The organism is Amycolatopsis mongoliensis, assembly GCF_030285665.1.
In the GTDB taxonomy this organism is placed as follows: Bacteria; Actinomycetota; Actinomycetes; order Mycobacteriales; family Pseudonocardiaceae; genus Amycolatopsis; species Amycolatopsis mongoliensis.
This window is the reverse complement of record NZ_CP127295.1, coordinates 2,140,164-2,166,489: the sequence shown is the minus strand read 5'-3', so window position 1 is coordinate 2,166,489 and position 26,326 is coordinate 2,140,164. Positions and strand designations below refer to the sequence as shown.

Genomic DNA, 26,326 nt, shown 5'->3' with positions numbered 1-26,326 from the left:
CGCGCCGGTTGTCCTGGCCCTGGCAGTCCTACGAAAACCGGGCGACTGGTTGCGGCCCCGCCGTTTTCGCAGGCTGGAACCATGACCGAACCCGGAACCGTCCTCATCACCGGCCCGACCCGCAACCTGGGCCGCCACGCCGTGCTGGCCATGGCCGGCCGCCCCGAGGGGCAGCGACCCGACCTGCTGCTCGTCGGCCGGGCCGGCCGCGACCTGACCGCCGTCGCCGACGAAGCCCGCGCCCTCGGCGCCCGCGTCCACGAGATCGGCTGCGACCTGGCCGACCTGGCCGACGTCCGCGCCGCCGCGGCCGCCGCACGCGAGCTGCTCGCCGGTGGCGCCGTCCGTCCGCTGCGCGCGCTGGTCGCCAACGCCGGCACCATGTCGGCCGACACCCGGCAGGCCTCGGCCGACGGCTACGAGCTGACCTTCGCCGTCAACTACCTCGCCCACGCCCAGCTCATCGGTGACCTGCTCGGCTCGTTCACCGCCCCGGCGCGGGTCGTGCTGATCGGCTCGAACACCTACCACGCCAACTTCTGGCGCAAGCTGCTCCACGTGCCGGAGGCCGAGTGGGCCGACCCCGTCGAGCTGGCCCGCCCGGCCCCCGGCGAGCAGGCCCCCGGCATGACCGCTTCCGGCGTCGCCTACTCCAACGCCAAGCTGGCGATCCTCTACTACGCCCACGAACTGCAGCGCCACACGGACGTCAACGTGTCCGTGTTCGAACCGGGCTGGATGCCCGGCACCGCGCTGGGCCGCGGCGCTCCCGCGGCGTTCCAGGCGATGAGCCGGGCCTTGGGCCGGGTTCCCGGCGTCTCGACGCCCCGGCGCTCGGGACCGCTGCTGGCCGCGCTGGCCCTCGACGACCGGTGGGCGCACCTGCGGGACGGCGCGTTCGTGGTCAAGGACAAGCTGACCGAAGTTCAGCCGGTCGCCCACGATCGTGACCGCGAGCGCCGGCTGTGGGAGGCGACCGCCGAACTGCTGGAGCGGGCGGGCTCGCCGCGTTAGGCGAGCGCCGCGTGGGTTGCCGCGAGGGAGTCGACCAGGATGTCCAGCCCCTCCTGGGCCTCCTCGGCGGTGAGGGTCATCGGTGGCCCGAGCCGCAGGACGTTGCCGTGCAGGCCGCCCTTGCCGATCAGCAGGCCGCGCTTCTTCGTCTCCTCCAGCATCCGCGCCGCCGCGGCCACGAACGGCTCCGTCGTGCCCGGCTTGATCAGCTCGACCCCGATCATCAGGCCCTTGCCCCGGACCTCGGCCACGATCGGCGACGAAGCGGCGCGCAGCCCGTCGAGCAGCTGACGCCCTCGTGCCGCGCAGTTCGCCTGCAGGTCGTAGTCCTTGATGTAGTCCAGCACCGCCGTCGCGCCGGCCATCGACACCGGGTTGCCGCCGAACGTCGAGAACGACTGGGCCTGGAAACAATCCAGGACGTCTCCGCGGGCCACCACCCCGCCGACCGCCAGGCCGTTCCCCAGGCCCTTCGCGAACGTCATCATGTCCGGCGTCACGCCGTGTGCCTCGATGCCCCAGAAGTGCTCGCCCGTGCGGCCCCAGCCCGTCTGGACCTCGTCGGAGATGAACAGCACGCCGTACGAATCCAGCACTTCCTTCATCGCCCGGAACAGCCCGTCCGGCGGGAAGCTGAACCCGCCGACGCCCTGGATCGGCTCGGCGATCAGGCAGGCGACGTCGCCCGCCGTCGCCGTGTCGAGCACGTCCACCAGGTCCGCGACGCAGGCCTTGATGTAGTCGGCGTCCGACATGTCCCGGAACGGGCTGCGGTAGCGGTACCCGCCGTGGACGTAGTTGACCTTGACCGGGCTCAGCGCCGACGCCGACCAGCCGCGGTTGCCGGTGATCGCGACCGTCCCGAACGAGCGCCCGTGGTAGGAGTTCCGCATCGCCAGCACCTGGTTGCTGCGCCGGAACTGCGTCGCGAGCATCAGCGCCGTGTCGTTGGCCTCGCTGCCGGAGTTGGTGAAGAACACCTTCGCGTCCGGGATGTTCGACAGCTTCGCGATCCGCTCGGCCAGCTCGACCTGCGACCGGATCAGGTACAGCGTCGAGGTGTGCAGGATGCCCGTGTCGAGCTGCTTGCGGACCGCGTCGCCGATCTCGGCGACGTCGTAGCCCATCGAGTTGGTCAGCACGCCGGCGAAGAAGTCGAGGTAGGTGCGGCCCTGCGAGTCCGTCATCCGCCGGTCGTGCGCGTGCACGATCTCGATCGGCTCTTCGTAGAGCAAGGACATCCAGCTCGGCATCACTGCGCGGTGGCGGGCCAGCAGCTCGTCGGTCATGAAGACGCCTCCTCTGCGGTCTCCAAGGAGTATGGGGAGGCCGTGAACAGCGCTTCAACGATCAGACTGTCGGGACAACCGAGTACGGGCGCACAGTCTGTACGGACTACCCTCTGTCTTCGTGATTGACCCCAGGACTCTGCGCGAAGACCCGGAAGCCGTGCGCGCGTCGCAGCGCGCCCGTGGCGAAGACGAGGGAGTGGTCGACAAGCTGCTCTCCCTCGACACCCGCCGCCGGTCTTCGATCGCGGCCGCGGACAAGCTGCGCAACGAGCAGAAGGTGCTGGGCAAGCAGATCCCGAAGGCGCCGCCGGAGGAGAAGCAGCAGCTGCTGGCCACGGCCAAGGAGCTCGCCGCGCAGGTCAAGGCGGCCGAGGCGGAGCAGAACACCGCGTCGGACGAGTTCGACCAGCTCTTCCGCACCGTGGCGAACCTCGTGCACCCGGACGCGCCGATCGGCGGCGAAGACGACTTCGCCGTGGTCAAGCACGTCGGCGAGCCGACGAAGTTCGACTTCACCCCGCGCGACCACCTCGAGCTGCTCGAAGGCCTCGGCGGGGTCGACATGGAGCGCGGCGCGAAGGTGTCGGGCTCGCGGTTCTACTTCCTCACCGGCGTCGGCGCGCAGCTGCAGCTCGGCCTGCTCAACATGGCCGTCGCGCAGGCGGTCGAGAACGGCTTCACGCCGATGATCACGCCTTCGCTGGTGCGCCCCGAGGTCATGGCCGGCACCGGCTTCCTCGGCTCGCACTCGAGCGAGATCTACCACCTCGAAGAGGACGACCTCTACCTCGTCGGGACCTCGGAAGTGCCGCTCGCCGGCTTCCACTCCGACGAAATCCTCGACCTGAACGACGGCTCGAAGCGCTACGCGGGCTGGTCGTCCTGCTACCGCCGCGAGGCCGGCTCGTACGGCAAGGACACCCGCGGCATCATCCGCGTCCACCAGTTCGACAAGGTGGAGATGTTCGTCTACGCCAAGCCGGAGGACGCGGAGGCCGAGCACGCCAAGCTGCTCGGCTGGGAAGAGGAGATGCTGGCGAAGATCGAGGTGCCCTACCGGGTCATCGACACCGCGACCGGCGACCTCGGCACGTCCGCGCACCGCAAGTTCGACTGCGAGGCGTGGATCCCGACCCAGGACACCTACCGCGAGCTGACGTCGACGTCGAACTGCACGACGTTCCAGGCCCGCCGCCTCTCGATCCGCTACCGCGGCGAGAACGGCAAGCCGCTGATCGCCGCGACGCTCAACGGCACCCTGGCCACCACCCGGTGGATCGTCGCGATCGTCGAGAACCACCAGCAGGAGGACGGCTCGGTCCGCGTGCCCGAGGCGCTGCGCCCGTTCGTCGGCGGCAAGGAAGTCCTCACGCCGCGCTGAATCGGGCGGATCCGCGGTGCTCCCCCGTTCGTCCCAGTATCGTGCGGGCCGAACGGGAGAGGACTCATCGTATGCGCGTGAAGTGGCAGGTCGTGGTGGCTTCGGCGGCCCTGACCGTGGTGTCCGGCTGCACGGTGGCCGTCGGGGGTTCGGCGGCGCCGGTGCCGGGCCAGGGCCCGGTCGTCAAGGACGTCGACGCCTGCACGCTGCTCGACGAGTCCCAGCTCGACGCGCTCGGCTACGAGACCAAGGGCCGCTCGGTGCAGGAGAACAAGGAGCGGCTCCAGACCCCGATGTGCCTGTGGAACACGAAGGACGACGTCGAGCCGTCGGCCATCCTGAACGTCGGCTACACGACGGACATCGACTTCAACGAGTACATCGCCGGTGCCGTCCCGAAGTCCCAGCCGCAGCAGATCGGCGGCTTCAGCTGGACGCAGTACCCGTCGATCCTCGCCGACGACTGCGTGCTCTACGCCATCCTGGGCGACAAGTCCTTCGCGTACGTAAGCGTGTCGGAGCCGCCCATCGACAAGTCGTGTGAGCTGGCCAAGGCCGTGGTCCCGCAGGTCGCGGCGCACCTGCCCGGCGGCCGGGAGGCGCCGCCGATCACCCCGACGGGGCCGGCGAAGGCGGAGCCGGGCGGCCCGCTGCTCTCGGCCGACCCGTGCGCCATGCTGAAGCCGGACCAGGTGGCGCAGCTGAAGAACATCTCGCCCACCGGCGAAAAGGACAGCTCGTCGTCGGTGCCCAACGCGACCTACTGCCTCTGGGACGACACCGACGGTGACCAGGGCCAGAAGGCGTTCGAGGTCTGGTTCGGGCCCAGCACGCCGGTCGGGGACTGGCCGGGCGCGAAGGGCGTCAACCCGACCGAGACCGTCGACGTCGGCGGGAAGAAGTGGGGCATCTTCCCGAACATGGGCGGCCTGCGTGCGACCTGCGGCGCGACCCTGCCGATCACCGACACCTCGTCGGTGCAGGTGGTCAGCGGGTTCATCGGCGACGACACCAAGACCTGCGACGTCGTGAAGCAGGGCCTGCCGCTGGTGACGGCGAACCTGCCGAGCTAGCTTTCGGAGACCTGGTCGGCGATGTGGCGCGCGATCTCGAGCGCGCTCGTCGCGGCCGGGGAGGGCGCGTTCAGGACGTGCACCTGGTCGCGCGCGGTCTCGATGAGGAAGTCGTCGACGAGCGAGCCGTCGCGGCGCATCGCCTGCGCGCGCACGCCGGAGCCGTGGCGGACGATGTCGGCTTCGGTGACGGCCGGGACGAGCCGGGCGAGGCTCGCGGCGAACCGCTTCTTCGAGAACGAGCGCCGGACCTCGTCGAGGCCGGTCGGGAACGCGTACTTCTTCGCCAGCCGCCAGGCACCGGGGAAGGCCGCGACCTCGGCGACGTCCTTCGCGGAGAAGTCGCGCCAGCGGTAGCCCTCGCGGCGCAGCGCGAGCACGGCGTTCGGGCCGGCGTGCACGCTGCCGTCGAGCATCCGCGTGAGGTGCACGCCGAGGAACGGCAGCGTCGGGTCCGGCACCGGGTAGATCAGGCCCTTGACCAGGCCGCGGCGTTCGGGCTTGAGCTCGTAGTACTCGCCGCGGAAGGGCACGATCTTCGCCGACGGGGTCAGCCCGGCCAGCCGCGCGACGCGGTCGGAGTGCAGGCCGGCGCAGTTCACGAGCGCGTCGGCCTGGACGACGTCGTCGCCCGTGGCCACCTCGACGCCCCCGGTGCTCCCGGCGCGGATGGCCAGCACCGGACTGTTCAGCCGGAGGTCGACGCCGGCTTCGTCGAGCAGCCGGACGAGCGCCTGGCAGACCCCGGGGAAGTCGATGATCCCGGTGGACTCGACCCGCAGCGCGGCGACGCAGGCGACCTCGGGCTCGTACTCGCGGGCCTCGGCGGGGGAGATCTTCTTCGCCGGAACGCCGTTGGCCTCGGCCCGCTCGGCGAGGGTGTTCAGGGCGGGGATCTCTTTTTCGTCGGTCGCGACGACGAGCTTCCCGCAGACCTCGACGGGCACGCCGTACTGCCGCGCGAAGTCCACGATGGACCGGTTGCCGGCGACGGACATGCGCGCCTTGAACGACCCGGGCTTGTAGTAGAGCCCGGCGTGGACGACGTTCGAGTTGTGCCCGGTCTGGTGGGCCGCCCAGCGCGGCTCCTTCTCCAGCACGGTGACATCCAGCCCGCGCCTGGTCAGCTCCCAGGCCACGGCCAGACCGACGATCCCGCCCCCGACGACCACCACGTTGCGCACGATCGATCAGGCTACGCGAGTGCGCTACGGCCGCTGTTCCCTGGCGTTACCTAACACTCGTCAGGTACTGTACCTGACCAATGTCAGGTAAGCGGTTGACGCGCGAAGCGCGGCGCGAGCGGATCCTCGCCGCGGCCGGCTCGGTCTTCGCGTCGGTGGGCTACGACGCGGCCGGGATGCGCGAGGTGGCGGCGGCCGCCGGGATCAGCACGCCGGTGCTCTACGACCACTTCCCGGCGAAGGCGCAGCTGTACGCGGCCCTGCTGGAGTCCGAAGTGGACGGCCTGCTGGCCGGGTGGGGCTCGCTGCCGCCGTCGGACGACCCGGAGGTGCTGCTGCGCAGCCGGGTCGCGGCGATCTTCGCGTGGATCGAGTCCCACGAACGCGGCTGGCGGATGATCTTCGCGGAGACGCCGTCGGACCCGGCGGTCGCGTCGGTGCACCGCCGCGGGCAGGAGCGGGCGACGGCCACTCTGGCGGCGTTGTTCCACGGCGTGCCGCTGGACCTCACGGCCCGCATCCCGCGCCCGCTGGCCGACGAGGTGCTGGGGGAGGCGTGCAAGAGCGCGCTGAACGCGGTGGCGACGTGGTGGTGGCGCCACCGCGAAATCCCGCGCGACGAGGTCGTCGCGCTGACGGTGGACCTGCTGTGGCGCGGGCTGGCCACACTGATCAAGGGGGAACGATGAGCACCGAAACCTACCGCCGCGCGGCCGAAGCGAGGGACGTCGACCTGGCGATGACGGCGTTCGCGCCGGACGCCGTCCTGCATTCACCGCTCACCTCGCGGGTGCGGTTCACCGGGCACGCGCAGCTGCGGCCGCTGATCGAGGTGGCGTACGCGCACCTGTCGGAGATCCGCTTCCACACGGACGTGGTCCGCTCGGGCGACCGGCACGCGGTCCCGCTGGTGGCGCCCCGGCCGTCGTGAATGACTCATTCACCTCGTCTGACGACATGAATGAGTCATTCACGACAGCAGAGCCGAGTCACTCCGCCAGCCCCGCCGTGATCAGCGCCTTCTGGGCGTTCATCCCCAAGCCCGTCCCGTAGGCCCGCTCGAACCCGTCCGCCCCCAGCGCCCCGACGACCCGGGCACGGACCGACGAAACGTCCGGGTCGCCGGCGATCGACGTCCCGCGCACTCCCGCCGCCGCGCCCAGCAGTGTGGCCGCCTGCTCGGGCCGGGCCACTCCGGCCAGGCCCTCGAGCGCGAACGCCACCACGTCGCTCGCGTTCCACTGCCGTCCGGCCAGCAGGGCCGAGCGGTGCAGCTGGGCCGCCTCGGACGGACGGCCTTCGGCCAGCGCCAGCCACCCCAGCGAGACGAGTGCCGTCGCGCGGCACGTCTCCGCCGCGAACGAACCGCCCGGGCACTCCGCCAGCGCGCGCTCGCACAGGGCACGGGCCGCGGCCAGGTCACCCTCGTACCGGGCGAGGTTCGCCAGCCCGACGTGGGCCGCCGCGCGGGACTCCGGCATTCCCGTGCGGCGAGCCGTCGCCGCGGCCAGCTCGTAGTCCGCTCGCGCGCCCGGGCGGTCACCGGACAGCAGCCGGGCCCACGCGCGGCGGCAGATGAGGTCCGCGGCGTCGTCGGTCGCGCCGATCTCGTCGATCAGCCCCAGCGCCTCGTCCATCAGCGGCAGCGCGGCGTCGTGCTCGCCGCGCCACGTGAGCAGCTGGGACAGGTGGTCCAGGGCCATCGACAGGCCCCACCGCTCGCCCAGTGCGCGGAACTGCGCCGCTCCCTCGCGAAGCCCTTCCTCGGCCTCGGCCAGGTTCCCGGTCATCATCGCGCGCAGTCCCATGCCCGTCGGCAGCAGTGCCCAGCCCCACGCGTCCCCGGCCGCCAGCAGGCCCTCGCCGCGCCCGGCCAGCTGCTCGTCGTCGGCCGGCGGGCCCACGACGACGGCGAGCAGCATCACCAGCATCGGGTTCCGGGGCGCCCAGTCGCCGTCCGCCGCGTACCGCCGGACCAGCGGCAGGTACTGCTCCAGCGACTCGTGCGGCGCCCCGGACATCGCCCCGAGCACGCACACCAGGAACTCCTCGGCGTACTCCTCGCGCGCCTCCGGAGGGCAGTGCGAGACGACGGCGAGCGACAGCACCGCGCCCTCGAACCGCCGTCCGCGCATCCACCAGTACATCGCCAGCAGCGGCACCAGCCGCAGCGCCAGCACGACGTCGTGCTCGGTCGCCCAGCGCAGGGCGGCCAGGAGGTTGTCGTACTCGGCGTCGATCCGGTCCAGCCACTCCAGCTGCGCCGCGGTCCGCAGCATCGGGTCGGCTTCCCCGGCGAACCGCAGGAAGTACTCGGCGTGCGCGCGGTGGAACGCCTCGGTCTCGCCCGCTTCGGCGAGCTTCTCCGCGCCGAACGCGCGGATCGTCTCCAGCATCCGGAACCGGCCGCCGACGGCTTCGGCCAGCGACTTGTCGGCCAGTTCGAGCAGCAGGTCCGGGTCGGCTCCGCAGACTTCGGCCGCCGCGGCCGGCGTCGCGCCGCCGGGGAACACCGCCAGGCGCCGCGCCAGCTCGCGTTCGTCGTCGCCGAGGAGGTCCCAGCTCCACTCGACGACGCCGCGCAGCGAGCGGTGCCGCTCCTCGGCCGTCCGGCTGCCGCGGGCGAGCAGCCGGAACCGGTCGTCGAGCCGGGCCGCGATCTCGCCGAGGTCCAGGCTCCGGACGCGCGCCGCGGCCAGCTCCAGCGCCAGCGGCAGGCCGTCGAGGGCGGCGCAGACGTGCTGGACGTCGCCGATCGTCGCCTCGCCGACGGTGAACGCGGGGTCGCTCGCGGCGGCGCGGTCGGCGAACAGCCGGATCGCCGGGTAGGCGAGTGCCTACGCGGCGGGCGTCCCCGGCGGCGGGACGGCGAGCCGCGACACCGGCGCCAGCTGCTCGCCGGTGATGCCGAGCGGCTCGCGGCTGGTGGCCAGCACCCGCAGTCCCGGGCACGCGCCGAGCAGCCGCGCGGCCAGCCGGGCCGCGACGTCGACGACGTGCTCGCAGTTGTCGAGCACCAGGAGCACCGCCCGGTCGCGCAACGCCGAGATCAGCCGGTCGGCCGGGTCCTGCGGGCCGCCGCGCGAGCTCTCGCGCAGGCCGAGCGCGCCCAGCACCGCGCCGGCGACGTCGGCGCCGCTGTGCGGGGCGAGCTCGACGAACGCGACCGGCCCGAAATCAACGGCGGCGATCGCGGTGGTTTCGATGGCCAGCCGCGTCTTGCCGGTGCCGCCCGGCCCGGTCAGCGTCACGAGCCGGCTGCGGTCCAGCAGCCCGGTCACCTGCCGCAGCTCGTCGTCCCGGCCGACGAAGCTGGTCAGCTGCGCGGGCAGGGCGGCCATCGCCGGCTTCTCGGTGCCCCCGCGCAGCACGGCGAGGTGGGCGTCGGCGAGGTCCGGGCCGGGGTCGGCGCCCAGCTCGCCGGCCAGCGTGCGGCGGGCGTCTTCGAACGCGGCGAGCGCGTCGGCCGGCCGGCCCGCGGCGGCGAGCGCGCGAACGAGCTGGGCGCGCGGCCGTTCCCGCAGCGGCTGCGCGGCGACGGTCTCCCGCAGCTCGGCGAGGACGTCTTCGGCGTGCCCCAGGGCCAGCCGGGCTTCGACGTGGTCGTCCGCCGCGTCGGCCCGCAGCTCCTCGAGCCGGGCGGCCTGGCCCGCGGCGAACGGCGCGTCGGCCAGGTCGGAGAACGCCGCCCCGCGCCACAACGCCATCGCTTCGCCCAAAATGGACGCCGCCCTGCCGTGCTCGCCGCTTTTCAGCCGCGCGCGGCCTTCGCGCGCAAGGCCTTCGAAGGCGAGAGCGTCCACTTCGTCCGGTTCGACGACCAAGCGGTAGCCGGCCGCGGTGAACTCGACCGGCGCCAGCTCCTTCAACGCCGTCCGCAGCCGGGACACCTGTGACTGGAGGGCGTTCGCCGCGCCGTCCGGCGGGTGCTCGCCGTACATGCCGTCGATCAGCCGCTCGGCCGGCACGAACCGCCCGGCCTCCAGGGCGAGCAGCGCCAGCAGCGTCCGCGACCGCGGGCCGCCCACCGCGACCTGCTCGCCGTCCGGGCGCCACGCGGCGACGGCCCCCAGCACCCCGAATCGCATGTGCCCAGCGTAGGACGTCCTTCACCGCCAAGTGGGTGTCACTCGAAAGTGGTCTTCGGCGTGGGGCTGTGAATCACCTGAGCGAGCGTCTATACACTTCGCCGGGTCCCTACGCAACGGGAGAGGTATGTCGACCGACAGCATTGCCCTGGGTCAGCCGACCGTGGGCGAAGAAGAACTCGCCGCCGTCGCCGAGGTCTTCCGATCCGGCTGGCTGGCCGGCGCCGGACCGGCTTGCCGCCGTTTCGAAGAACGGTTTGCACAGGTCACGGGTACCTCGCACGCTCTGACGACCGCGAACTGCGGCTCCGCGCTCTTCCTGGGGCTCAAGGTCCTGGGCGTCGAGCCCGGCGACGAAGTCATCGTCGGCGACTACACGTTCCCCGCCACCGGCCACGCCGTCGTGCAGGCCGGCGCGACCCCGGTGTTCGCCGACATCCGCCCGGACGTGTTCAGCGCCGACCCGGCCCACGTCGAGTCCCTGATCACCCCGAAGACCGTCGGCATCCTCGTCGTCGACGTCGCCGGCCAGCCCGGTGACTTCGACGAGTACCGCGCGATCGCCGACAAGCACGGCCTCTGGCTCTTCGAAGACGCCGCGTGCGCCGCGGGCGCGACGTACCGGACGCGCCCGGCCGGCAGCCTCGCCGACCTCGCCGCGTTCTCCTTCCACGGCCGCAAGGGCATCACCGCGGGCGAAGGCGGCGCGCTGGTCTCCGACCGCGAAGACCTCATCGCGCACGCCCGCAAACTGCACACCTACGGCATCGAGCCGGCGATCAGCCGCGAAGGCTCGAACACGCTGCCGATCCCGGAGTTCCACGAGCTCGGCTACAACTTCCGCATGTCGGACGTCCAGGCCGCGATCATGAACGTCCAGCTCGACCGGCTGCCGGATCTCCTCGCCGCCCGCCGCTCGGTCGCGAAGCGCTACCACGAGGCCTTTGCGGACGTCGACGCGCTGACCGTCCCGGTGGAACTGTCCGATCGCGAGCACCCGTGGCAGGCCTACCTGCTCACGGTCGCGCCGGAGGTCAGCCGCGACACGCTCGCCCTGCGCGTCCGGGAGCAGGGCGTCCAGTGCAACTTCGGCACCTACGCCTCGCACCTGCAGCCGATCTACGGCCCCCAGGCGCCGCTGCCCGTGTCGGCGGACGCGTTCGCGCGTCAGCTCGCGATCCCCATGCACGCCAACCTCACCGACGCCGAGGTCACCCGCGTCGGTGAGGTCGTGCGCCAAGCCGTGCAGTCCCTGTCCTGAAGCCCCCTACCGAGGAGAATTTGGTGTCCGACAAGAAGGTGCTCTTCACCGGGGCGGGTGGGTTCATCGCCGCGCACGTCATCCCGCTGCTGCTCGAAGGCGGCTACACCGTGCGCATCTTCGACAACATGACCCGCGGCGACCGCACCCGCGTCAACGAGTTCGTCGCGACCGGCAAGGTCGAGCTCGTCGAGAAGGACGTCCGCTACGGCGGCGCGGTCCGCGAAGCGATGCGCGGCTGCACGCACGTCATCCACTTCGCGACGGTGTCGATCAACAAGTCGATCGCCGACCCGCACGAGTCGATCGACATCAACATGACCGGCAACCACAACGTGTTCGCCGCGGCCGCGGACGAGGGCGTCGAGCGCCTGGTGTTCGCCTCGACCGCGTCGGTCTACGGCGACCCGAAGCGGCTGCCGATGCACGAGGACGACGAGCTCAAGCCGCTCACGCCGTACTGCATCTCCAAGCGCGCGGGCGAGGACCTGCTCGGCTTCTACGAGCGCACCAAGGGCCTGTCCTGGAACGCGCTGCGGTTCTTCAACGTGTACGGCCCCGGCCAGAAGATCGAGGCCTACTACACGTCGGTGATCAACCACTTCATCCAGCGCCTGCGCGCCGGCCAGCCGCCGATCATCGACGGCCGCGGCGACCAGTCGATGGACTTCGTGCACGTCTACGACCTCGCGCGCGCGGTCGTCGCGGCGCTGGAGTCGGAGCGGGCCAACCTGCCGATCAACATCGGCACCGGGATCGACACGTCGATCGCCGCGCTGGCGAAGATCCTCATCGAGGCCGTCGGCGTCGACGTCGAACCGCAGTTCAACGAGCGGGACGTGCTGGTTTCCCGGCGGGCCGCCGACATCACCCGCGCCCGCGAGGTGCTCGGCTGGGAGCCGCGGATCACCGTCGAAGAGGGTATGCGGCAGCTGGTCCGGGAAACCGAGTGAGTGCCACCGCGGGGCCGGCCCGAGGACGTGCGATGCGCATCGCGGTGGTGAACAACTTCTTCCCGCCCCGGGTGGGCGGGAGCGCGCACATGTCGGCGTCGCTCGCGGCGCAGTTCGTGGCGGCCGGGCACGAGGTCCTGGCCGTCACGGCGGCCTACGCCGACGCCCCGGCCGAGGAGGAGCGCGACGGCTACCGCGTCGTGCGCCTCCCGGCGGTGAAGATGCCGCAGGTGGGCCTGTCGATCGACTTCGACATGAGCTTCGCGTCGCTGCGGCCGGGCAACTGGCGGCGGCTGTGGAAGCTGCTGGACGAGTTCAAGCCGGACGCGATCCACCTGCACGGCCAGTTCTTCGACCTGTCGTGGCTGGCCGGGATCTACGCCCGGCGGCGGAACGTCCCGGTGCTGCTGACCATCCACACGCTGCTGATCAGCGACAACAAGCTGTACGGCGGCGTGTTCCGGCTGCTCGACGCGGTGCTCGTGAAGCCGATCCTGCGCTACCTCCGGCCTCGCTACGTCATCCTCGACAAGCTCGGCGTCGACTACTGCGTCGAGCGCTACGGCACCAGCGACGCGAACTCGGAGTACTTCCCGATCGCGGTCGACACCGGCCACTTCGCGAAGCCGGTGACGAAGGACGTCCGCGCGGAGCACGAGATCGGTGACGCGCCGCTGATCGTCTCGCTCGGGCACGTCATCCCGCTGCGCAACCGGCTGCCGCTGATCGAGGCGCTGCCGGCCATCCTGGCCGTGCACCCGGGCGTCCGGGTGATCGTCGTCGGCCGCGTCTACCACGACGCGTTCCTGAAGCGGGCCGCCGAGCTGGGTGTTTCCGACGCGCTGGTGGTCACGGGCGCGGTGCCGAAGGCGGACGTCCCGGCGTACTTCGCGGCGGCGGACATCGTCACGCACGACCTCAACGGCGGCTGCGGCACGGCGTCGCTGGAGGCGATGCTGTCCGGCACGGCGACGATCGCGTCGGTCACCGAGGACAACTACCCGGGCATCGAGCTGCGCAACGGCGAGAACGTGCTGCTGGTCCGCCCGGACGACTCGGAAGCCGTGGCGCGCACGGTGATCGAGCTGCTGGACGACCCGGAGCGCCGCGCGCTCATCGCCCAGCGCGAGAGCGAGATGGTCCGAGCTAACTTCGGGCTCGACGTCGTCGCCGAGGAACACCTTCGCACGTTCGAGAAAATGGTGTCGGAAGCGGATGTTCTTCGATGACGAGCGCAGCCACCGGCTGCGCCCGCAGATCCTGACCGAGCTCGTCTCGCAGTACATGAACGACGCCGAGCGGGCCCAGTTCTACGGCCTGCCTTCGACGTGCCGCGTGCGCGAGCGCGTGAAGATCATCAGTCCCGAGAACCTCAAGATGGGCGACCACTGCTGGGTCGGCGAGGGCGCGGCGCTCGACGCGAGCGGCGGCCTGGAGATCGGCGAGCACACCAGCATCGGGCTGAACACGCTGATCTTCACGCACTCGAGCTGGCTCGCGAACATGACGCTGCAGAATCATTCGGGCAGCGACCTGATCGAGCGCAAGCCGGTGAAGATCGGCAAGGGCTGCTTCATCGGCGGCCTGGTGGTGATCATGGCGGGCGTGACGATCGGCGACTTCGCGACGGTGCAGCCGAACTCGGTGGTGGCGAAGGACGTTCCCCCGCGGACACTGGTGGCGGGCAATCCGGCGCGGGTGTTCCAGCGCTACGACGAGGAGTACATCCAGTCCGAAGTGGACCGGGTACGGGCGGAGAACGCCCGCCGCCGGGCGCTGGCCGAAGAACGCGGCGCCGACGCTTCCGGCTGGGGCGCGCCTTCCGGCGACTTCTCGGAGTAGCGCTGGATGACGGCGGCGCCGGCGCGCAGGCCGACGCCGCCGTCGTGGAGCCGCTCGCACTCGCGGTCAGCGCGAGCGCGGCGGGGCAGACTCCGCACGGAAACGCACGCTCGACAATCTAGTACTCGGTGACCGAGGGCGAGATATCGGTTACGCAACGTTTCAGCCGTGCCCCACGCCGGTGTGGCCCGCCGGGAGCTCCTCGCCCGCCGCGTCGAACGCCTTCAGCTGCTCCGGGTCGGGTGTTCCCGGGGCGAACCAGAACACGACGACGTTCGGGTCCGCGCTCCAGCGAGCCTGGTGCGCGACGCCCGTCGAGCCCGTGATCTTCGCGGCCGGGCCGACGTAGTAGCCGAAGGCCGGCACGTCGTGGCCGTCGGCGTTCAGCCCGCCGGTCACCGCGTGGAAGCCCGGCGCCCTGTCGGAGCCCGCCGTCTCGTTCGCGATGACCAGGTCCTTCAGGCCCGACGCGTCGCGCGCGCCCGCCATGATGCCGAACGTCGTCCGCGGCAGCCGCGGTTCCCGCACCTTGACGGCGTAGAAGACCAGGTCGCCGAGGCCCGACGGGATCACCTCGCCCAGCACCTCGTGCTCGGGCGCGGAGACGCGGGTCGGCGGCGGCGAAACCGGTGCCGCGGCAAGAGCAACCGGCGCGGCCGGCGCGGCAGGTGCCGCGTTCGCGCTGGTCAGCACGCCGGACCCGGCCAGCGCGCCGCACGCGGCGACGACGGTACCGGCGATGACGAGGCGTTTCCTCATGCGGTTCCTCCCTCGGTGACAAGATCGTCCGGGGGGAACGACGGGCGTACGCTCGGAAAGGTTGAGAGCAACCTTTCCGCGGCCCGGCCGTCGCTGGGAGGGACGGAACGAGGTGACGGATGGCGCGCGGCGACGAGGAGTTCGCGGACTTCGTGCGTGCGTCCTCGGCCCGGCTCACCCACGCCGCGTACCTGCTCACCGGTGACCGCCACCAGGCCGAAGACGCCGCCCAGACCGCCTTCACCCGCACGTACGCGGCTTGGTCGCGGGTCCGGCACAAAGACGCCTACGGCTACGCCCGCACCGTCCTGGTGAACCACGTCATCGACGGCTGGCGGCGCCCGATCCGCGAGTACGCCACCGAGGCGGTGCCCGACCGGCAGGACCGGTTCGACGTCGACAAGGCCGTCACCCAGCGCGCGTGGCTCACCGCCGTGCTGCGGACGCTGACCGACCGCGAACGCGCCGTCGTCGTGCTGCGCCACTTCTTCGACCTGCCCGAAGCCGATGTGGCCCGTGAGCTCGGCGTTTCGCTGGGTACCGTGAAGAGCACGAACTCGCGGGCGCTGGCCAAGCTGCGGGTCGAGGCCGGCACCGAGGACACGCTGATCGGAGGGAACGGGCGATGAACGACCTCGACGACTTCCGCGCCGCCCTCCGGCAGCCGCCCGGCGAACCTTTCGCCGAGCCCGACCTGGCCAAGATCATGGCCGACGGCACGCGCATCCGGCGTCGCCGCCGCGCGCTGACGACCACCGCGGGCATCGCCGCCGCGGCCGTCGTCGTGCTGGTGTTCGTGTTCGCGGTCCAGCTGCGGCAGCCCGCGCCCGCGCCGGTCGCGCAGCCGCCGGCCCCGCCGACGCCGTCCGCACCCGCGTCGGCGAGCAGCCCGCCCGCGCAGCCGCCGATCGGCGACGTCGTCGGCACCGGGATCCAGACGCAGGCCGGCGAGATCGTGTTCTTCGCGCGGGCCGTCGACGAGCCGCAGCAGCTGCCGGACATCCACTTCGGCCTGGTGGCCGGGTTCCGCTCGGGCACCTCGCTGCAGGCCGTGCTGGCCACGAACGAGGTCCGCGGCTCCGACCGGTCGTTCGGCTTCCACGCCACCGACGGCGGCGAGCTCATCAGCGACCAGCTCATCCCGGTCTTCGGCTACTTCGCCGGCCCGGTGGCGCGGATCACGACGACGGTGCACGGCAAGACAGTCGAGGCCAGCCTGACCAAGTGGACCGCGGACCCGAACGTGGTCTTCTTCTGGTTCGACCCCGTCGCCGTGCCGGACTCGGCGTCGCTGACCCCGCTGATCGCCTACGACGCGAACGGCCAGCGGCTCACCAAGTAGCCGGACGTCCGGTCGGCGGTGCACGGCGGCCCCGCGTGGGCGTAAGACCGGATCCGTGACCTCTCGACGAGCTTTTCTCGCGGCTTCGGCGGCTTCGGTGGTGGTGTCCGCGGCCGGTGTTCCGGCCGGGGCCGCCGAACTCGGCGATCGCGGGCCCGGCGGCCCCGTCCGGCCGCAGCGTCCCGGCCCGGACCTGCGCGCGCTGCTGCGGCAGGTCGACGAGCGGCGGATCGAGGCGACCGTGCGGCGGCTGGCCGCGTTCGGCACCCGGCACACGCTGTCCGCCCAAGACGGCGGTCCCCGCGGCATCGGCGCCGCGCGCGACTGGCTGTTCGCGCAGTTCCAGCAGGTCGCGGCCGCTTCCGAGGGCCGGTTGACCGTCGAGCTGCAGTCGTACGTCCAGCCGCCCGCCGACCGGATCCCGGTGCCGACGAAGATCACGAACGTCGTCGCGACGCTGCACGGGTCCACCGACCCCGGCCGCGTGTACGTCGTTTCGGGGCACTACGACTCGCGCTGCACCGACGTCATGAACTTCACGAGCGACGCGCCGGGAGCGGACGACGACGCTTCGGGCGTCGCGGTCTCCCTGGAGCTGGCGCGGGTCCTCTCGGCCCGGCAGCCGGCCGCGACGATCGTCTTCGCCGCCGTCGCGGGCGAGGAGCAGGGCCTCTACGGCGCGCAGCACCTCGCGCAGCAGTTCAAGGCCGCCGGCACCGACGTCCAGGCGATGTTCACCGACGACATCGTCGGCTCCAGCCGGGCCGACGACGGCACGCGGGACCCGGCGACGGTCCGCCTGTTCGCCGAGGGCGTCCCGACCGCCGAGACGCCGGCGGAGGCGAACCTGCGCCGCAGCATCGGTGGCGAGAACGACTCACCGCCGCGGCAGCTGGCCCGGTTCGTGAAGTCCGTGGCGGAGAACGACGCGACCGGCATGACGGTCCGGGTGATCCACCGCCGCGACCGCTACCTGCGCGGCGGCGACCACATCGGCTTCCTCGAGCAGGGCTACCCGGCCGTGCGGTTCACCGAGCCCGCCGAGGACTTCGCGCACCAGCACCAGGACGTCCGCGTGGAGAACGGCGTCCAGTACGGCGACCTGCCGGAGTTCTGCGACTTCCCGTTCATCGCCCGGGTCGCGCGGGTGAACGGCGCCGCCCTGTGGTCGCTCGCCACGGCGCCGGGCACGCCGAAGGGCGTCAAGATCCGTACGGCGGCGCTGACGAACGACTCCGAACTGCTGTGGGACGCGACGCCGGGCGCGGTGGGCTACGAGGTCCTCTGGCGCGAAACGACGGCACCGGACTGGACTCACGCGATCGACGTCGGCCCGGCGTTGACGGCGAAGATCGACCTGTCGAAGGACAACGTGTTCTTCGCCGTCCGCGCGGTGGGCCCCGGCGGGCGCCGGAGCCCGGCCGCGTTCCCGGTGCCGGTCAGCTAGGCCGCGGCCTGCGTGAGGACCTGCTCGACGACGTGGTGCGACGGCAGGATGAGCTCGCGCTCGGTGTCGGGGTCGATCTTGCCCTCGAGCAGGTCGCAGAACCGGTCCAGCTGGGTGGCCAGCGGCTCCCGCGCCGTGACCAGCTCCGGGATCTCGATCACCGTCTGCTGCCGGTAGCCGAGGCCGTCCGGGGTGACGGAGTCGTGCGAGACGTGCCGGTAGATCGTGACGTCGCGGCGGAGCAGGTCGATCTCGATCAGCCGGTCCAGCTCCGACACCACCAGCGACCGGACCTTCTTCTGGCCCAGCCGCGAGGCGGACACCGTGGCCAGGCCGGTCGGGAACGACAGCACCGTCTCGATGGTGTCCTCGGCGCCCTCGACCGACGACGGGTGGAAGTAGCCCGCGCCGGAGGTGACCCGCGACGGCGTCGCGCCGCCGAAGAACTGGATCGCCAGGTCGACGTCGTGCACGAGGAGGTCCCACGCGACGCCCGTCTTGATGCGCGGCGCGTACGGGCCGTGGCGGCGCGCCATCAGGTGCACCGGCTCCTGCACCAGCGCCAGCGCCGTCATGACCGCCGGGTTGTAGCGCTCCAGCAGCCCGCACATCAGCGGGATGCCCTTCGACGCCGACAGCGCGACGATCTCCTGGGAGAGCTCGAAGCTGTTGCACACCGGCTTTTCCACCAGCATCGGCTTGCCCTGGCCGAAGATCTCCTGTGCCAGCTCGTAGTGCGCTTCGGTGGCCGACGCCAGCACCACGGCGTCCACATCGGACAGTGAGCCGATCTCCGGCGTCCACCGCGTTTCGTACCGCTCGGCGACGGCCCGGCCCGCTTCCTCGCGCGGATCGATCACGCGGACGAGGTGCACGCGTTCGCTGCCGGCGAGGACGCGGGCGTGGAGGGAACCCATGTTCCCGCTCCCGACAAGAGCTATCCGATGCGTCATGCGCCCAACAGCTCGCGAACGGTGTCGATGATGGTGTCCAGGTCGGACTCGGTCAGCTGCGGGTGCACCGGCAGCGAAAGCGCCTGCTCCGAAACCGCGCGAGCCACCGGGAAGTCCTCGACGCGGGCCCCCGGGATCAGGTCGTGGTCGGCGTAGCAGTCGTAGTCGAAGACGACCTTGGGGTAGTAGATGCCGTTGCCGACGCCGCGTTCGGTGAGCGCCGCGGCCAGCTCGTCGCGCGAGAGGAAAGCGTGCGGCCCGACCAGCACGGTGTACTGGTGCCACACGTGCTCCCGGCCCGGCAGCACCTGCGGGGTGTCCAGGCCGGGCGTGCCGGCGAGGCCTTCCGACAGCCGTTTCGCGTTCGCCTGGCGGGCCGCGGTCAGCTGGTCGAGCTTCGCCAGCTGCGGGATGCCCACGGCGGCGTGCAGGTCGGTCATCCGGTAGTTGTGCCCGGCGGTCTCGTACTGGTAGCGGGCGCGCATCCCCTGGTTGCGCAGCACGCGCAGCCTGTCGGCCAGCGCGTCGTCGTCCGTCGTGACGATGCCGCCCTCGGCTGTGGTGATGTTCTTCGTCGCGTACAGCGAGAAGCAGCCGATGCCGAACGAACCGGCCTGCTTGCCCTCGAACGACGCGCCGACGGCCTGTGCGGAGTCCTCGATGACCTGCAGCCCGTGCTCGGCGGCCAGCGGGACGAGCTTGCCCATGTCCGCGGTCTGGCCGTAGAGGTGCACCGGCATGAGCACCTTCGTGCGGTCGGTGACGGCGGCGGTGACGGCGTCCGGGTCGAGCGCGAAGTCGTCGCGCCGGATGTCGGCGAAGCGGACGGTCGCACCGGCCTCGAGGATCGCGTTCAGCGTCGCGACGAAGGTGAACGGCGACGTGACGACCTCGTCGCCCGGCTTCAGGTCGAGGACCTGGAGCGCGGCGACCAGCGCGGTGGTCCCGCTGTTGACCGCGATCGCGTGCTTCGTCCCGGAGACGGCCGCGAAGGCGTCTTCGAAGCGTTTGACCATCGGCCCCTGTGCGATGGCGCCGGAGCGGAGCACCTCGACGACGAGGTCCTCCGCGTCGCGCACGTCGACCACGGTGATGGGGATCATGGGCAGTCTCTCTCGGCAGGCGATTCCGGCGCGTCCGGTACAGTGAGCCGCCGGTTCTGCGCCCGGCTGCCCTGCATGAACGCGGGCCACACGTTACCGGCCGGGGTCGCACGCCCAGTACCCAGCCGCCGACGAACGGATACCTGCCCGTGGCCAACCGCATCCACCCGACCGCCGTCCTCGGTGAAGGCGTCGAACTCGGCGACGACAACGTGATCGGGCCGTTCGCGGTGGTCGTCGGCCCGGCCCGGATCGGCGACGGCAACTGGATCGGCCCGCACGTCACGATCGGCACGCCCGGTGAGGACCGCGGACGCCCCCACCCGGCGGCCTGGGACGGCCCGCCGTCGGGTGACCCGGATCACGACGGCCACGGCGTCGTCATCGGCAGCCGCAACCGCATCCGCGAGTACGTGAGTGTCCACCAGGGGACCTGGCGGACGACGACGATCGGCAGCGACGGCTACTTCCTGCGCAACTCCCACGTCGCGCACGACTGCCTGGTCGGCGACGGCGTGACGATCGCCTCCAACGCCGTCACCGGCGGCCACTGCCACATCTGGGACGGCGCCAACCTCGGCATGGGCGCGATCCTGCACCAGAAGGTCGTGGTCGGCCCCGGCGCGATGATCGGGATGGGCTCGGCGGTGCGGCGCGAGGTCGGCGCGTTCACCATCGCCGTCGGCAACCCGGCCCGCGTCACCGGCATCAACGTGGTGGGCCTGTCCCGCCGCGGCGTCGACGAAGCGACGATCGAAGCGCTCGGGCCGTGGCTGAAGGGCAAGGCGGGGCTCCCCGACGCCACGCTGCCCGGCGACCTCTCTACCTTGGTCAAGGCGTGGGACGCCCGCCCGCGCGAGGAACACTAGGAGCTGCCAGATGTCGGAAGTCGCCCCCAAGCTGCGCGAGGTCTTCGTCGAGGCACTGGACCTCGACGCCGACGTGGACGTCGAGAACCTGAAGTACCGCGACCTCGAGGCGTGGGACTCGGTCGGTCACATGGCGCTGGTCGCGGCCATCGAGGACGAGTTCGACGTCGAGTTCGACACCGACCAGGTGATCGACATGTCGAGCTTCAAGGTCGCCGTGGACATGGTGACCGAGCTGCAGGCGAAGAATGACTGATCTGTCGGGTCGCGTCGCGCTCGTCACCGGCGGGACGCGGGGGATCGGCCTGGCCACCGTGCGCGCGCTCGCCGAGGCGGGCGCGACGGTGGTGCTCACCGGCCGCGACGAGGCCCGGGCCAAGGAGGCTGCTTCGGCGGCCGGCGCCGCGGCCGGGCTCGTCCTCGACGTCACCGACGCGAAAGCGGTGTCTTCGCTGGTCAGGAGCGTTGCGAAGGAGCACGGCAAGCTCGACATCGTCGTGGCCAACGCCGGGATCATGCAGGACGCGCTGCTCGGGATGATCAAGGAAGAGCTCGTCGACACGACGCTGAGCACGAACGTCGCCGGCACGCTGCACACCGTCCAGGCCGCGGCGCGGGCGATGATGCGCAAGAAAACCGGCTCGATCGTGGTGCTCGCGTCGATCGTCGGCGAGTACGGAAGCGCCGGTCAGACGGTGTACGCGGCCTCGAAGGCGGCGGTGGCGAACATCGCGCGTTCGGCGGCGAAGGAGCTCGGCCGGTCCGGCATCCGGGTCAACGCGGTCGCGCCCGGCGTGATCGAGACCGACCTGACCGCCGGCCTGAGTGAGGACGCGAAGGCGGAGAACACCGGCAAGACGCCGCTCGGGCGCCTCGGCCGGGCGGAAGACGTGGCGAACGCGATCCGGTTCCTGGTGAGTGATGAGGCGTCCTTCATCACCGGCCAGGTGCTGGGCGTCGACGGAGGCTTGGTGCTGTGACTTTGCTGGGTGCGGGAGCTCGGCTGGTGGACGTGGCCGGGGGCCGCACGCTGGCGGGTGCGGAACTGGCGGCCGAGGTCGGCCGCTCGATGGAAGCGCTGGCCGCGCTGCCCGTGGGCGTCGTGTTCGCGCGGATGTCGGTCGACCTGCCGAGCGTGCTGACCTACCTGGGCGCGTTCGAGTCCGGGCGGGCGATCGCGCTGATCGACCCGGCGCTCGACGCCGACGTGCTGGCCGGGCTGGTCTCGCGCTTCCGGCCGGCGGCGGTGCTGGCGGCGTCCGGAGACGCGCCTGCCGGGTACACCGTGCGGGGCGCCGACTGGGTCCGCTCGAGTGCCGAGGGCGTCCAGCCACATCCCGACCTGGCCGTGCTGCTGCCGACCAGCGGGTCCACCGGCAACCCGAAGCTCGTCCGCCTCTCCCGGCAGGCGATCCTGGCCAACGCCGACGCCATCGCGCAGGTGCTGCACATCGACGCCGACGAGGTCGCGCCGACGTGCCTGCCGCTGCACTACAGCTACGGCCTGTCGGTGCTGAACTCGCACCTGGTGCGCGACGCGACCGTCGTGATCGAGCCGTCCGGGGTGCTCGGCCGGGGCTTCTGGGACGCCGTGACCACCTACGGCGTCACGTCCCTCTCGGGCGTCCCGTACCACTACGAAATGCTGCGGCGGCTCAAGTTCGACCCCGCGAAGTACCCGACGCTGCGCACGCTGACGCAGGCCGGCGGGAAGCTGCGCGACGAGCTGATCGCCGAGTTCAACGACAAGATGCTGGCCGTCGGCGGCCGGATGTACGTCATGTACGGCCAGACCGAGGCCGGGCCGCGGATGACGACGGTCCCCGCCGAACGACTGGCCGAGAAGCTCGGTTCCGCCGGGCCGGCGGTGCCGGGCGGGGCGTTCGCGGTCCGGCGCGACGACGGGTCGGAGACCACGCACCCCAAAATCGTCGGTGAGGTCGTCTACCGTGGGCCCAATGTGATGCTGGGTTACGCGGACGACGAGTCCGGCCTGGCCAAGGGCGACGAATACGGCGGCGTGCTCGCCACCGGCGACCTCGGGTACCTCGACGAAGAGGGGTACCTGTTCATCACCGGGCGGCTCAAGCGCATCGGCAAGGTGTTCGGCAACCGCGTCAGCCTCGACGACCTCGAGCACGCCGCGCGCGCGGCGGCGGTCGGGATCGACGTGGTCGCGGCGGTGCCCGCCGGCGACAAGGTGGTGCTGTTCGCCGAGGGCGTCGACAAGGACATCTGCAAGGACGCGTCGCGGGCGCTGGCCGAGCGGCTGCACCTGCACGCCAGCGGGTTCGACGTCCGCCCGATCGACACCGTGCCGCTGCTGGCCAGCGGCAAGATCGACTACCGGTCACTGGAGGCGAAGGTATGAGCGAGCTTGCGAGTGAATCATTCAACACAGCGCTCGCCGCTCAGGCCGAACTGAGCGTCAGCGAGGTCGGCGCATGAGCGTGTTCACTCGGTCGCAGGCCGACCGGGAGACCTTGCTGCTGCCCGAGCTCGCCGCTCTGACGGCACACCACCGGGCGAATTCCGCGGGGTACGACCGGATCCTGTCGTCGCTCGGAATCGCGCCGGACGCGACCTTCGGCTCGATCGCCGACCTGCCGTGGCTGCCGGTGCGGATGTTCAAGACGCACGACCTGAAGTCCGTCCCGGACAGCGAGGTGTTCAAGACCCTCACGTCGTCCGGCACCACCGGCGCCGGCGCGTCGCGGATCTACCTGGACAAGGAGGCGGCGGGCGCGCAGACCAAGCAGCTGGGCGCGACGCTGCAGGAGGTCCTCGGCGGCGAGCGGCTGCCGATGCTGATGGTCGACACCATCGGCATCATCAAGAACCGCCGCTCGTTCTCCGCGCGCGGCGCGGGCGTGCTGGGCATGGCGAACTTCGGCCGCAAGCACACGTACGTGCTCGACGAGCACGACCAGCCGGAAGTCGAGGCGGTCAAGAAGTTCCTGGCCGAGTACGGCGGCAAGCCGTTCCTCATCTTCGGCTTCACGTTCATGGTGTGGCTGTACCTGTACGAAGTCGCCCGGGACAACGACCTGGACCTGTCGAACGGGATCCTGATCCACAGCGGCGGCTGGAAGAAGCTGATCGACCGCGCGGTCGACAACACCGAGTTCCGGCGGCGGTTCAAGGAGGACACCGGGCTCACCCGGATCCACAACTACTACGGGATGATCGAGCAGATCGGCACGGTGTTCCTCGAAGGCCCGTCCGGGAACTCGCTGTACTGCCCGGATTTCGCCGACGTCGTGATCCGGAACCCGGAGACGTGGGAGGAGCAGCCGGTCGGCGAGCCGGGCGTGATCGAGGTCGTCTCGACGCTGCCGCGGTCCTACCCCGGGCACGTCCTGCTCACCGAAGACCTCGGTGTGTACAACGGCATCGACGACGGCGACTGGCCGGGCAAGCACTTCTCCGTGCTCGGCCGGCTGCCCAAGGCCGAGGCCCGCGGCTGCTCCGACACCTTCTCGGGAGCCGCGGCGTGACCTCTCTGACTCAGCGTTTTCCCGCTGCTCCCTCGCTCGAGGTCGGCGCGCTGGTAGACGAGCTGCGTGCCGCGCCGCCGGGCGGACGGCTGCGCGTGGGCGACCCGCGGGTCGTCGAGTTCGTCACGAAGTTCGCGCGCAAGCTGCTGGCGCCGGCCACCGCGCGGCGGTTCCCGGAACTGGCGTCGCTCGGGTTCTTCCTGCGCAAGGGCGAAATCGCCAAGGCGTTGTCCACTCTGGACACTTCGGCCGGTACGCTGCGGTTCCCGCGCGGGCTGGTGTTCCACGTGCCGCCGGCGAACGTCGACACGATCTTCGTCTACTCGTGGGCGCTGTCCGCGCTGGCGGGCAACCACAACGTCGTGCGGGTGTCGTCGCGCTCGGCCGGGGCCGCCGAGGCGGTGCTGGAGGCGCTGAACGCCGCACTGTCGGAAGTGGACCCGGACACGGCGGCGGCGATCACGGCCACCCAGCGCATGGTGACCTACGACCGCAGCGACGAGGTGAGCGGCGCCCTGTCGCTGGCCGCCGACCTGCGCGTCATCTGGGGCGGCGACGGCTCGGTCGCGGCGCTGCGGAAGTACCCGCTGGCGCCGCACGCACGTGACCTGACGTTCCCGGACCGCTCGTCGTTCGCCGTCGCGTCGGTGGCGGGCTGGCAGCGAGCCTCCGAAGCGGAGCGTCGCGCGGCCGCCGAGGGCTTCTACAACGACTCGTACTGGTTCGACCAGGCCGCCTGCTCGTCCCCGCGCGCGGTGTTCTGGGTCGGCGACTCCGCCGGCGCCCGGGCCGCGGGCCAGGAGTTCCGGACGCTGCTGGCCTCGGTGCTGGCGGCGAAGCAGCACGTCACGGAGCCGGCGATGGCGGTTCAGAAACGCGTCTCGGCGTACGGCGCGGCGGTCGACGGGCTGGTCAAGGAGATCGCGTTCGACGGCAACGGCCTGGCCACCCTGGAGCTGACCGACCCGGCGGTGCTGCCGCGCGAGTGGCTCGGCGCGGGCACGTTCGCGAACGCCCAAGTGTCCACTTTGTCCGATCTGGTGCCGATCGTCCTGAGGAAGGACCAGACCGTCAGCCAGTTCGGGTTCACGACCGAGGAGCTGACGGCGTTCGCGCACGAGCTGGCGGGCCGCGGCGTCGACCGGATCGTGCCGTTCGGGTCGGCCCTGACGTTCTCCGCGGTGTGGGACGGTTACGATCTGCTGGCCGAATTCAGCCGCCTGGTCACGGTGCAGGCCTGAGGAGACCGTCGATGACGACAGTGGAAACGCCGGAGGAGCTCCCGGCTGCCGGAAAGCAGCGGAAGTCCACCAAGGCGAGGATCCTCGACGTCGTCAGATGGCTGGCGATCCTCCTGGTCATCGGCTTCGCGGCGAAGCAGCTGGCCTCGAACTGGGGCGAGTTCTGGCACACCCTGCACGACGTGGCGTGGCAGTCGTCCCTGCTGAGCCTGCTGGCCCTGATCGCGGCGATCATGGTGTCGACCTGGGGCTGGCAGGTGATGGTCGACGACCTGGGCAAGCCGATCGGCTACGCCAGGGGAGCGCAGATCTGCCTGGTCGGCTCGCTCGGCAAGTACGTGCCGGGGTCGGTTTGGGCGTACCTGCTGCAGATGGAGCTGGGCCGCAAGGCGGGTCTCGCGCGCGCCAGGATCTTCACGGGCTCGCTGATCCAGCTGGGCGTGGGCGTGGTGTCGGCGCTGGTGGTGTCGCTGCTGGCGGCGCCGGCGGTGTTCAGCCACAGCCCCCGCGCGCTCTGGCTGTTCGTGCTGATCCCGGTCGGCCTGGCGATGCTGCACCCGAAGATCCTCACCTGGGGCACGTCCCTGGTGCTGCGGATCCTCCGGCGTCCCCCACTGGCCCACCCCCTGGGCTGGCGCGTGGTGGGCAAGGTCTTCGGCGCCTCGACGGTGGCGTGGTGCCTGCAGGGGATCCACCTGTGGCTCCTGGCGAACTCGGTGGGCACCCCCGGCTTCAGCGGCTTCGTCCTGTGCGTGGGCGCGATGGCCGTGGCGATGACGGTGGGGACGTTCGCGTTCATCCTCCCGAGCGGTGTGGGCGTCCGGGAGGTGGCCCAGGTCGCGGTCCTGACGGCGAGCGGCCTGACGGTCGGCCAGGCGACGGCGTTCGCGGTGGCGTCCCGGGTGATGTTCACGGTGGCGGACCTGCTGACGGCGGGCCTGGCCGCGGTGGCGGCGCGCTCGACCCGCTCGGCGGTCACACCCGCCTGAGCCGCCCGTCTCCAGCGCTCCGCACTGGTCCGCCCCGG

Annotated in this window: 24 protein-coding genes and 1 pseudogene; 19 read left to right on the top strand and 6 right to left on the bottom strand. The window is 71.5% G+C overall.

Going from position 1 to position 26,326, the window contains the following annotated elements:
- The first annotated feature begins 81 nt into the window (after window positions 1-81).
- Entirely contained in the window at window positions 82-1,014 is a 933-nt protein-coding gene (locus QRX60_RS10465; protein WP_286000570.1) for an SDR family NAD(P)-dependent oxidoreductase, read from the top strand.
- Here the strand turns inward: QRX60_RS10465 and QRX60_RS10460 are convergent.
- Window positions 1,011-2,303 (bottom strand): aspartate aminotransferase family protein, encoded by a 1,293-nt coding sequence (locus tag QRX60_RS10460; RefSeq protein ID WP_286000569.1) that lies wholly within the window; start codon window positions 2,301-2,303, stop codon window positions 1,011-1,013. The genes QRX60_RS10465 and QRX60_RS10460 overlap by 4 nt on opposite strands.
- A gap of 121 nt (window positions 2,304-2,424) precedes the next feature.
- On the opposite strand from QRX60_RS10460, the gene serS reads away from it, so the two are divergent.
- Together serS and QRX60_RS10450 are read left to right on the top strand one after the other, a co-directional pair.
- Window positions 2,425-3,687 (top strand): serine--tRNA ligase, encoded by a 1,263-nt coding sequence (gene serS, locus QRX60_RS10455; RefSeq protein WP_286000568.1) that lies wholly within the window; start codon window positions 2,425-2,427, stop codon window positions 3,685-3,687.
- A 71-nt stretch (window positions 3,688-3,758) separates the two neighbouring features.
- Window positions 3,759-4,760 (top strand): DUF3558 family protein, encoded by a 1,002-nt coding sequence (locus QRX60_RS10450; protein WP_286000567.1) that lies wholly within the window; start codon window positions 3,759-3,761, stop codon window positions 4,758-4,760.
- Here QRX60_RS10450 and lhgO read toward each other — a convergent pair.
- On the bottom strand, window positions 4,757-5,944 hold the full coding sequence (gene lhgO, locus QRX60_RS10445) for an L-2-hydroxyglutarate oxidase (protein ID WP_286000566.1): 1,188 nt from the start codon (window positions 5,942-5,944) through the stop codon (window positions 4,757-4,759). The genes QRX60_RS10450 and lhgO overlap by 4 nt on opposite strands.
- 80 nt (window positions 5,945-6,024) lie before the next feature.
- On the opposite strand from lhgO, the gene QRX60_RS10440 reads away from it, so the two are divergent.
- On the top strand, window positions 6,025-6,633 hold the full coding sequence (locus QRX60_RS10440) for a TetR/AcrR family transcriptional regulator (protein ID WP_332845830.1): 609 nt from the start codon (window positions 6,025-6,027) through the stop codon (window positions 6,631-6,633).
- The gene (locus tag QRX60_RS10435) at window positions 6,630-6,875 is read left to right on the top strand and encodes a nuclear transport factor 2 family protein (protein ID WP_286000564.1); all 246 of its coding nucleotides are present in this window, start codon (window positions 6,630-6,632) and stop codon (window positions 6,873-6,875) included. The genes QRX60_RS10440 and QRX60_RS10435 overlap by 4 nt, the downstream gene beginning before the upstream one ends.
- A gap of 58 nt (window positions 6,876-6,933) precedes the next feature.
- Here QRX60_RS10435 and QRX60_RS10430 read toward each other — a convergent pair.
- Window positions 6,934-10,032 (bottom strand): annotated as a pseudogene (locus QRX60_RS10430) (BTAD domain-containing putative transcriptional regulator).
- Between the two features lie 127 nt (window positions 10,033-10,159).
- On the opposite strand from QRX60_RS10430, the gene QRX60_RS10425 reads away from it, so the two are divergent.
- Genes QRX60_RS10425 through QRX60_RS10410 form a run of 4 tightly spaced genes read left to right on the top strand, consistent with a single transcriptional unit; the run spans window position 10,160 to window position 14,088 of the window.
- Window positions 10,160-11,293: a DegT/DnrJ/EryC1/StrS family aminotransferase gene (locus QRX60_RS10425; RefSeq protein ID WP_286000563.1), complete on the top strand. Its 1,134-nt coding sequence runs from the start codon at window positions 10,160-10,162 to the stop codon at window positions 11,291-11,293.
- Between the two features lie 23 nt (window positions 11,294-11,316).
- A complete protein-coding gene (locus tag QRX60_RS10420) occupies window positions 11,317-12,246 on the top strand; it encodes an NAD-dependent epimerase/dehydratase family protein (RefSeq protein WP_286000562.1) in 930 nt (309 codons plus the stop codon).
- 32 nt (window positions 12,247-12,278) lie between these two features.
- Window positions 12,279-13,475 carry a glycosyltransferase family 4 protein gene (locus QRX60_RS10415; RefSeq protein ID WP_286000561.1) on the top strand — a complete coding sequence of 399 codons (1,197 nt, stop codon included), beginning with the start codon at window positions 12,279-12,281 and terminating at the stop codon, window positions 13,473-13,475.
- Entirely contained in the window at window positions 13,462-14,088 is a 627-nt protein-coding gene (locus QRX60_RS10410; RefSeq protein ID WP_286000560.1) for an acyltransferase, read from the top strand. The genes QRX60_RS10415 and QRX60_RS10410 overlap by 14 nt, the downstream gene beginning before the upstream one ends.
- Before the next feature lie 162 nt (window positions 14,089-14,250).
- On the opposite strand, the gene QRX60_RS10405 is transcribed toward QRX60_RS10410, so the two are convergent.
- Window positions 14,251-14,847, bottom strand: a complete 597-nt coding sequence (locus QRX60_RS10405; RefSeq protein ID WP_286000559.1) for a hypothetical protein — start codon at window positions 14,845-14,847, stop codon at window positions 14,251-14,253.
- A 119-nt stretch (window positions 14,848-14,966) separates the two neighbouring features.
- Here QRX60_RS10405 and QRX60_RS10400 point away from each other — a divergent pair, with 119 nt between their 5' ends.
- From QRX60_RS10400 to QRX60_RS10390, 3 genes are read left to right on the top strand one after another with little or no spacing between them, the layout of a single operon-like run.
- Entirely contained in the window at window positions 14,967-15,476 is a 510-nt protein-coding gene (locus tag QRX60_RS10400) for a SigE family RNA polymerase sigma factor (RefSeq protein WP_286000558.1), read from the top strand.
- Window positions 15,473-16,189, top strand: coding sequence for a hypothetical protein (locus tag QRX60_RS10395; protein WP_286000557.1), 717 nt, complete (start codon window positions 15,473-15,475; stop codon window positions 16,187-16,189). The genes QRX60_RS10400 and QRX60_RS10395 overlap by 4 nt, the downstream gene beginning before the upstream one ends.
- A 55-nt stretch (window positions 16,190-16,244) precedes the next feature.
- Window positions 16,245-17,636 (top strand): M20/M25/M40 family metallo-hydrolase, encoded by a 1,392-nt coding sequence (locus QRX60_RS10390; protein WP_286000556.1) that lies wholly within the window; start codon window positions 16,245-16,247, stop codon window positions 17,634-17,636.
- On the opposite strand, the gene QRX60_RS10385 is transcribed toward QRX60_RS10390, so the two are convergent.
- Both QRX60_RS10385 and QRX60_RS10380 read right to left on the bottom strand, forming a co-directional pair.
- Window positions 17,633-18,589, bottom strand: a complete 957-nt coding sequence (locus QRX60_RS10385; RefSeq protein ID WP_286000555.1) for a Gfo/Idh/MocA family protein — start codon at window positions 18,587-18,589, stop codon at window positions 17,633-17,635. The two genes, QRX60_RS10390 and QRX60_RS10385, sit on opposite strands and share 4 nt — an antisense overlap.
- Window positions 18,586-19,692, bottom strand: coding sequence for a DegT/DnrJ/EryC1/StrS family aminotransferase (locus QRX60_RS10380; RefSeq protein WP_286000554.1), 1,107 nt, complete (start codon window positions 19,690-19,692; stop codon window positions 18,586-18,588). The genes QRX60_RS10385 and QRX60_RS10380 overlap by 4 nt, the downstream gene beginning before the upstream one ends.
- Before the next feature lie 149 nt (window positions 19,693-19,841).
- Here QRX60_RS10380 and QRX60_RS10375 point away from each other — a divergent pair, with 149 nt between their 5' ends.
- From QRX60_RS10375 to QRX60_RS10345, 7 genes are all read left to right on the top strand, one after another.
- A complete protein-coding gene (locus QRX60_RS10375; protein WP_286000553.1) occupies window positions 19,842-20,561 on the top strand; it encodes an acyl-ACP--UDP-N-acetylglucosamine O-acyltransferase family protein in 720 nt (239 codons plus the stop codon).
- 10 nt (window positions 20,562-20,571) lie between these two features.
- Window positions 20,572-20,817, top strand: coding sequence for an acyl carrier protein (locus tag QRX60_RS10370; protein WP_285477865.1), 246 nt, complete (start codon window positions 20,572-20,574; stop codon window positions 20,815-20,817).
- Complete coding sequence (locus QRX60_RS10365; protein WP_286000552.1) at window positions 20,810-21,541, top strand: SDR family NAD(P)-dependent oxidoreductase; 732 nt, start codon at window positions 20,810-20,812, stop codon at window positions 21,539-21,541. The genes QRX60_RS10370 and QRX60_RS10365 overlap by 8 nt, the downstream gene beginning before the upstream one ends.
- Window positions 21,538-22,932 carry an AMP-binding protein gene (locus QRX60_RS10360; protein WP_286000551.1) on the top strand — a complete coding sequence of 465 codons (1,395 nt, stop codon included), beginning with the start codon at window positions 21,538-21,540 and terminating at the stop codon, window positions 22,930-22,932. Before QRX60_RS10365 ends, QRX60_RS10360 begins: the two co-directional genes overlap by 4 nt.
- Window positions 22,933-23,005: 73 nt before the next feature.
- Window positions 23,006-24,058, top strand: coding sequence for a LuxE/PaaK family acyltransferase (locus tag QRX60_RS10355; protein ID WP_286000550.1), 1,053 nt, complete (start codon window positions 23,006-23,008; stop codon window positions 24,056-24,058).
- A complete protein-coding gene (locus tag QRX60_RS10350; protein ID WP_286000549.1) occupies window positions 24,055-25,299 on the top strand; it encodes an acyl-CoA reductase in 1,245 nt (414 codons plus the stop codon). Before QRX60_RS10355 ends, QRX60_RS10350 begins: the two co-directional genes overlap by 4 nt.
- Before the next feature lie 11 nt (window positions 25,300-25,310).
- Window positions 25,311-26,288: a lysylphosphatidylglycerol synthase transmembrane domain-containing protein gene (locus QRX60_RS10345; RefSeq protein WP_286000548.1), complete on the top strand. Its 978-nt coding sequence runs from the start codon at window positions 25,311-25,313 to the stop codon at window positions 26,286-26,288.
- Window positions 26,289-26,326 lie beyond the last annotated feature (38 nt).

Excerpts from the sequence above, each read along its gene's own strand:
- QRX60_RS10370 (WP_285477865.1), top strand. The coding sequence starts at position 20,572 with ATGTCGGAAGTCGCCCCCAAGCTGCGCGAGGTCTTCGTCGAGGCACTG.
- QRX60_RS10355 (WP_286000550.1), top strand. The coding sequence starts at position 23,006 with ATGAGCGTGTTCACTCGGTCGCAGGCCGACCGGGAGACCTTGCTGCTG.
- QRX60_RS10450 (WP_286000567.1), top strand. The coding sequence starts at position 3,759 with ATGCGCGTGAAGTGGCAGGTCGTGGTGGCTTCGGCGGCCCTGACCGTG.
- QRX60_RS10460 (WP_286000569.1), bottom strand. The coding sequence starts at position 2,303 with ATGACCGACGAGCTGCTGGCCCGCCACCGCGCAGTGATGCCGAGCTGG.
- QRX60_RS10465 (WP_286000570.1), top strand. The coding sequence starts at position 82 with ATGACCGAACCCGGAACCGTCCTCATCACCGGCCCGACCCGCAACCTG.
- QRX60_RS10385 (WP_286000555.1), bottom strand. The coding sequence starts at position 18,589 with ATGACGCATCGGATAGCTCTTGTCGGGAGCGGGAACATGGGTTCCCTC.
- QRX60_RS10435 (WP_286000564.1), top strand. The coding sequence starts at position 6,630 with ATGAGCACCGAAACCTACCGCCGCGCGGCCGAAGCGAGGGACGTCGAC.
- QRX60_RS10425 (WP_286000563.1), top strand. The coding sequence starts at position 10,160 with ATGTCGACCGACAGCATTGCCCTGGGTCAGCCGACCGTGGGCGAAGAA.
- QRX60_RS10405 (WP_286000559.1), bottom strand. The coding sequence starts at position 14,847 with ATGAGGAAACGCCTCGTCATCGCCGGTACCGTCGTCGCCGCGTGCGGC.
- QRX60_RS10380 (WP_286000554.1), bottom strand. The coding sequence starts at position 19,692 with ATGATCCCCATCACCGTGGTCGACGTGCGCGACGCGGAGGACCTCGTC.
- QRX60_RS10365 (WP_286000552.1), top strand. The coding sequence starts at position 20,810 with ATGACTGATCTGTCGGGTCGCGTCGCGCTCGTCACCGGCGGGACGCGG.
- QRX60_RS10400 (WP_286000558.1), top strand. The coding sequence starts at position 14,967 with ATGGCGCGCGGCGACGAGGAGTTCGCGGACTTCGTGCGTGCGTCCTCG.
- QRX60_RS10415 (WP_286000561.1), top strand. The coding sequence starts at position 12,279 with ATGCGCATCGCGGTGGTGAACAACTTCTTCCCGCCCCGGGTGGGCGGG.
- QRX60_RS10345 (WP_286000548.1), top strand. The coding sequence starts at position 25,311 with ATGACGACAGTGGAAACGCCGGAGGAGCTCCCGGCTGCCGGAAAGCAG.
- QRX60_RS10410 (WP_286000560.1), top strand. The coding sequence starts at position 13,462 with ATGTTCTTCGATGACGAGCGCAGCCACCGGCTGCGCCCGCAGATCCTG.
- QRX60_RS10440 (WP_332845830.1), top strand. The coding sequence starts at position 6,025 with ATGTCAGGTAAGCGGTTGACGCGCGAAGCGCGGCGCGAGCGGATCCTC.
- QRX60_RS10395 (WP_286000557.1), top strand. The coding sequence starts at position 15,473 with ATGAACGACCTCGACGACTTCCGCGCCGCCCTCCGGCAGCCGCCCGGC.